This is a genomic window from Haemophilus sp. HN_Hi10, from assembly GCF_049821985.1.
GTDB classification, from domain to species: domain Bacteria; phylum Pseudomonadota; class Gammaproteobacteria; order Enterobacterales; family Pasteurellaceae; genus Haemophilus; species Haemophilus influenzae_D.
This window is the reverse complement of record NZ_CP187495.1, coordinates 1,918,396-1,924,886: the sequence shown is the minus strand read 5'-3', so window position 1 is coordinate 1,924,886 and position 6,491 is coordinate 1,918,396. Positions and strand designations below refer to the sequence as shown.

The following is a 6,491-nucleotide window of genomic DNA, read 5'->3' as shown; positions in this document are numbered from 1 at the left end:
AAAAGGATCCTTGTTGTTTTTATTATAAAAGTGCGGTCAAAATTGTCGGAGATTTTACAATAAATGTGTGAAAAGATCTTCTAAAAAATCTAGTGTTGAGTTTTCATTTCATAAGATTATAGAACTGAAAAGAAATGCGCCAGTGCGATATAGATAGCGTGCTTAACCTGTCTGGCGCATTTTAATTTAGAATTTCATTTCTAATGTTAAGGTATAGTTTCGTCCTGATGCTGCGTAGCGAGTATAGTTACCAATATTTTGATGTTGATTGACCGCACCTTGTGCTGTTTGACGCACCGCTTCCCAAGTAACATAACGATAGTTGAATAAATTATATATCCCTAATCGAAGCATAATATTTTTATTCGCCATGTAATAACCCGATACATCTAAGATATGCCATGCCCGAGTAAGTTTTCTTGTTGATTTTACATCCCTTGAATTGTTACCTAATGCACGTTTTCCTAGCAATTCATTTTGAGATTTTGCTTTTGATTGAGTAAACATTGTATTAATTCCCCAAGTATTACTTGGATGATCATAGCCTAAACCAATGATATAACGGCTGGGCTGAATGGCATCAAATAAATAACTGCTTACGGAGGCTAAACCAGCATTGATTTTTTGATCTTTAACTTTTACTCGGTTATAAGCAAATGTTGCATACCAACCGTAGGGAATACGTTTCCAGAAACCATTAAAATCTAATTGCGCAGTTATATTTACGCCAACTAATTTTGCATTTTGTGCATTATGATATCCATAATTGCCCTTTCCAGTAGTTCCATTTTTACTAAGTTCTTCAGCAAAGGCGATAAGATTTCGATAAGCATTACTAAAATGACTGATCTCAATATTACCAAAATCCCCTTTTAGAGCGAGACCAAACTCTTGGTTACGAGATGTTTCAGGCTTAAATTTACCTACATAAACATCGCTATTATTGCCACCATACCGCCATCCATACATTTCAGCAAAACTAGGATTTCTAAATCCAGTAGAAAGGCGATAAGAAAGATCAAGCCATTCCGTTGGTTTTATGACAATACCAGTATTCCAAGAGAAATTTTTAAATTTACCAACACTAATAGTTGATTCATTAGCTTTTGTACGAGATACGTCATACCGAATACCTAAACCTAAATCAATGTATTTCCCTAATGCCATATTATTGCGTGCTGCGAAATAATAATTTTTCCCTTTAATTAACCGCACTTTACAGTCACTGTAATTAGAGGAGCTACCTTTATAATTACAAAGATCTCGTCCATCAAAAGATGCTTTTGGTTTTGGGTATAAGTAAGGTCGGTTTTTGTAACCATTTCTGTGGTTATTAGTTTTACCAACTTTCCCTGGAATACTATTTGCCGTAGCGATAACACGTCGAGTTAAATAATCTTTATGCTGAAGCGCTGAAGTAAAGTCATCAAAACCAAGATTGAAGACAATTTGATGAGTAAGCCAATTTTGTTGAATTTTTTTCTCTAAATTCAATTGCAACATATTATGTTTTTCTTTATAAACATTTCTATCAGAATGATAGTATGAATAAGGTTTATCAAGTGTTGGACGACAATTTTTACTTGGATTAGGATAAAGACTGCAGTGCGTATGTTGCATATAACTGTCAAGTATAATGTTTTGTTGATTAGCACTTAACACTGCTTTGTCAATGATTCCCGCTTTGTTCTTATTTTCGTAAATATATTCAATACCTACACGCTGTTTTCTATGGTGTTCATCAAAATAAAGCCCACTTGCATATTTAACGCCTCGACCATCCTCAATACGTTGATATGCACCATAATCTTGCTTTGGATAAAAAGAGCCACTTCTATCATCCCGTTTTTCTGTTGATCTTAAATAAGCGGGAAATGTCATATCACGGATATCAAATTTTTGTTGTGTGAATTCAAAAATACCACCAATATAGTGTTGTTCAGAAAAATGATAACCTCCTCTTAAAAACCAAGACTGGCTTTCATATTTCATTGGATTAGGTTTGATACGGTTAGCCCCCGTATAATCTGAAACGCTTACAGTTTCGCTTTGGGTGGATAAAATCGCAGGTGGTTTGGCTGAAGGTATACAACTGTCATAATCATTTGGACACTCATCTTTCATCACAAAGTATGCGTCTGAAGATTCATCTTTTTTGGCGATGAATCGCTCATAACTTTGCACGCCTTTTAATGCATCTTTATGGACTTGGGTTTCAATTGAATTTCGTTGAGTGTAAATGGCGACCCCTTCAAATCCACCTTGTTTTCCTGCTACAGCTAAAGAATGGGTAAAGCCTTTATTTTTGCTTGAATAAGCATTTTTAGTTTGAATTCCCCATGATTTGTCTCCCTCTAAGATATCGGCTGCTGATTTGCTTTGAAATGTTACAGAACCAGCTAGTGCCCCATTACCATACTCAGAAGAACTGCCTCCTTTGCTTATTTCGACGGCTTTTACATTTTCATATTCAATTTCATTAATTGCACCAGTACCAGAATATCCTGAACGAGCAACTAAAGGGCTTTGCACTACATAAGATTGCGTTTGAGGCAAACCATCTACTAATAAAGCAACTCTATTTCTGTCCATACCACGAATAGAATATCCAGAACTTGCACCGCGACCTTGTTCTACAACTGAAATACCTGGATCATAGCGTGTTAGATCACGAATATTTAATACTTGTTCTCGGCTGATACTTTCACTAGTTTTTATAATTTTGCCAAGCCCAGTTACTTCATTATCTTTACGATCTCTTATTTTTTCTGCAGTGACTGAGATAGTTTCTAATTCTGAATCTTCTGTACTTTGAGTGCCCACTTCAGATGATATAGCTTCTTTTGTATCTTTTATACTTTGAGTTTCTGCTTTTACATAGTGTGAAATTAAAAGACAAGAAATAATACTTAGGCGAAAATAGGATTTTTTAGTCATTTTTAGTATTCCATTATTTGGTTTTTTCTACTTGTTGGTTGTTTCTACTTGTTTTTTAGCGCCAAACACAACGGCAGCTCTTGCATTGGGTGATGAAGGTACGGTTGAGGAACTTTCAGAATTTTTAGCTGTAGGATTGTTTCCGTTATAGGTGAAATAACCGCCTAATTCAGAAGCATCAGGTCCATAAAATGCCCCCTTTACTTCAGTTGTAATATTAATTGAGGTATTTCCAGTGTGACTATTGTTACCATCTATTACAAAATTTGTTGCGGTTGCTGTACCTTTGAAGTCATTACTACCTTTTTGAAAGGTTGCATTAATTCTAAATACGGTATTTCCAGTATTGGCTCGTTTTAATTCGCCTGTTAGCTTTTTATTGACAAAATCAACATTAAAATCGGCGGGAGCATTTTTATTGCGTTCCTTATCACCACTGGGGGAGTAAGATGTCGTGCCATCACTAATATAACCAAACCAATTACCGCGATATTTCACGTTTCCCATTGTAGGTATTTCGGCGTTGGGAGTACGGAGACCTAATAAGAATTGATAATAAGTGTCGATAGGTTTTTTCGTTTGTTTTTCTTTGCCATTTTCTTTTTCTTTTTCTCCATTTAATGGGTCTTCATAATACATACCAAATTTTACATAGCTTAGATTATTGCAACATGCTTCTACTTGATAGGTTTTATCTCCTACCTTATGGAGTTTACTTGTTGCGAAGTCACTTGTATTTTCAGGGAAAAGAGGAATAGGGTAATTATCAATTAAAAGATAATCAGCTTCACCAAAACTTGGTATATCTTTTGTCGTAAAGTTTTTTTCATTGGTTTTTGTATTGGCTGTTGTATCGGTTATTTTATTGGTTTTTACATCGGTTTTTGCATCGGTTGTTTTAAAAGTAGTTAGCTTGCCATCAATTAAGGTTTCTCTGGATAATTTGGGTTTTTTTGGCGTTTCTTCCGTTTCTTTGGCACTAAATACCCCAAAAACTCGTTTATCGCCAGCTAAAAATTTTCCCCCTAGTTCTTCAGCATTAGGCCCATAAAAACCACCTTCTAATGTTCCCTCGCTGGTAAAGGGATGATCTGTAGAATTTTTTTCGGTTGGCTTTGCTTTACCTCTGAATCGGTTGCTATACACTTCAGCTTCTAGATCGTAGAGTTGATGTGTTCTCTTTTGTGATTCATTAGCCTTTGTTTCACGTAAATTATAATAAAGTCCTCCAGTGAGCTTTTTCTTACCAAAATCTACACTAAATTCACTTATTAAGCCCGTCTGACGATCTAAATCAATGTCTGCTGGAATTGCACTACGTCGAGAATAAGCGTGACTGCCAGAATTACTTAACAAAGAATAATTTTGGCCATATTTAGTTGCAGTGATGAAATCCCAAGTTCCTTTGTATTTAGCTACACCGCTTACTGGCAAGTTTGTTGCAGTTTTATTACCATAATAAAAGGCATAACCATAATAGCCAGAATAAGCTTTTTTTTCTTTTTCTCGGAGTTTGGAAAAGTCGCTCCAATTCTCAATATAGTACAAACCAGAATAAACGTATTTTTGTGAATTAGAATTTTGTGATGTTCCATTAGGTTCCTTAATTAAGCCAATAGTGGACTCCCCGTTTTTATTGTTCTTTTTAACATCCTCTTCAATTGTAGAAAGTGAGGAAAAATATGATATATAGTCATTTTCATTTAAGAAACTAGGTTCTTTAGCACCAGTAAAATTTTGAGCAACTAACTTCATCCCTCCCCCTAAAGAAGGAATGAACAACTTTTCCAAATCAGATTTTGTTCTTTGATTCGAGGTATCGTCTTGATAACGTGGTTTAGAAGAGGAGGGATTAGAGACGTCATCTACATCAAAAGAACCACCTCCCCCGCTACAAGCGCTTAGTAAAAAGGAAAGTCCACCAGAGATAAGAGAAACAGATTTCATAGAATTATATACCTATACAAAATTGATAATAATTTGCATTATCGATCTTTTTTTTTAATAATGTCAAGTCAGAGTTTTTTAAGTTCATGGATAAAATATGAAAAATGGCGTAAAACAAATTTCTTTCTTATCATTAATAGGCTTATCATTAATAGGCTTATCATTAATAGGCTTATCATTAACGAATGTAGCTTGGGCAGATGTTGCACGTCCTAAAAATGATACATTGACAAATACGATTCAAAGTGCGGAATTAAAAACCTCCTCTTTTTCTTCTATGCCTAAGAAAGAAATACCAAATAGGCATATTATTTCTCTTTCCAAAAGCCAATTAGCACAACATCCAAGACTTGTTTTGCGTGGGTTAATTCCTGCTTTATATCAAAATAACACTCAGGCAGTTCAACTGTTATTACCACTATATAAACAATTTCCTCAACAAGATAATTTCTTGCTAACTTGGGCAAAGGCTATTGAAGCTCGTGAACAAGGTGATTTAACTCAATCTATTGCTTATTATCGTGAATTATTCGCTCGAAACGCATCTTTACTACCTTTACGTTATCAATTAGCTCAAGCTCTATTTTTTAACTATGAAAATGAAGCTGCCAAAATTCAATTTGAAAAATTACGTACAGAGGTAGATGATGAAAAATTTTTAGGTGTTATTGATCAGTATCTTTTAACACTAAATCAGCGGAATCAATGGATATGGCAAGTAGGATTAAATTTTTTAAATGATGATAATTTGAATAACGCTCCAAAAAGTGGCACAAAAATTGGTAATTGGACCGCTTGGGAAAAAGAAAGTGGGAAGGGGGTAGGGTATTCTTTATCGGTAGAAAAAAAATGGCCATGGGCAGATCATTTTTTTAGTAAAACTATGTTTAATGGAAATGGAAAATATTATTGGGATAATAAAAAATACAATGAGGCTACTTTGCGTATAGGTGGTGGTTTAGGTTATCAAACCGCCTCAGTTGAAGTCTCGTTGTTTCCTTTTCAAGAAAAGCGTTGGTATGCAGGCGGTAGCTCTGGAACGAATACAATGAAGCAATATGCGGATAAATTGGGTATTCGTTTAGAAATGGTAGATTGGCTAAGTAAAACTTGGCAAATTTCTACCGCACTTGAGTATGGAAAATCTCGTTATAAAATCCGAAAACATTTAGATGGTAATTATTATTTCATTTCATCAACACTATTTTATTTACCTAAAAGCACCCAATTTTGGTTTGCTGGCATGGATTTTCATAGAGAAAATACACAAGCATTAGATAATGCTTATCAACAAAAGACATTGAGACTTGGTTGGGGGCAGGATTGGTCTTATGGTATTTCATCACGTCTTACTTTTAGTTATGCCAATCGAGTATATAGAGAGAAAGATTTGATTGGGATACAGCAAAAAAATCGTGAATACACAACCACAATTACTTTATGGCATCGAAATATACATTTTATGGGGCTAACACCCAAATTATCGTGGGATTATCAAAAATCCACTAGTAATCATGCTTTTTATCGTTATGATAAAAATAGAATTTATCTCGAAATTGGAAAAATATTTTAAGGTTGTAAACTAACCTATTGAGTTATCTCTAACA

3 protein-coding genes are annotated in these 6,491 nt (G+C 34.6%); 1 reads left to right on the top strand and 2 read right to left on the bottom strand.

The window, feature by feature from the left end; translation table 11 throughout:
- Positions 1-186: 186 nt before the first annotated feature.
- Positions 187-2,937 (bottom strand): lactoferrin/transferrin family TonB-dependent receptor, encoded by a 2,751-nt coding sequence (locus tag ACPT8Q_RS09540; protein WP_061671265.1) that lies wholly within the window; start codon positions 2,935-2,937, stop codon positions 187-189.
- Between the two features lie 27 nt (positions 2,938-2,964).
- The gene (locus ACPT8Q_RS09535) at positions 2,965-4,884 is read right to left on the bottom strand and encodes a transferrin-binding protein-like solute binding protein (protein WP_061671264.1); all 1,920 of its coding nucleotides are present in this window, start codon (positions 4,882-4,884) and stop codon (positions 2,965-2,967) included.
- A 97-nt stretch (positions 4,885-4,981) separates the two neighbouring features.
- On the opposite strand from ACPT8Q_RS09535, the gene ACPT8Q_RS09530 reads away from it, so the two are divergent.
- Positions 4,982-6,457: a surface lipoprotein assembly modifier gene (locus ACPT8Q_RS09530; RefSeq protein WP_425627522.1), complete on the top strand. Its 1,476-nt coding sequence runs from the start codon at positions 4,982-4,984 to the stop codon at positions 6,455-6,457.
- Positions 6,458-6,491 lie beyond the last annotated feature (34 nt).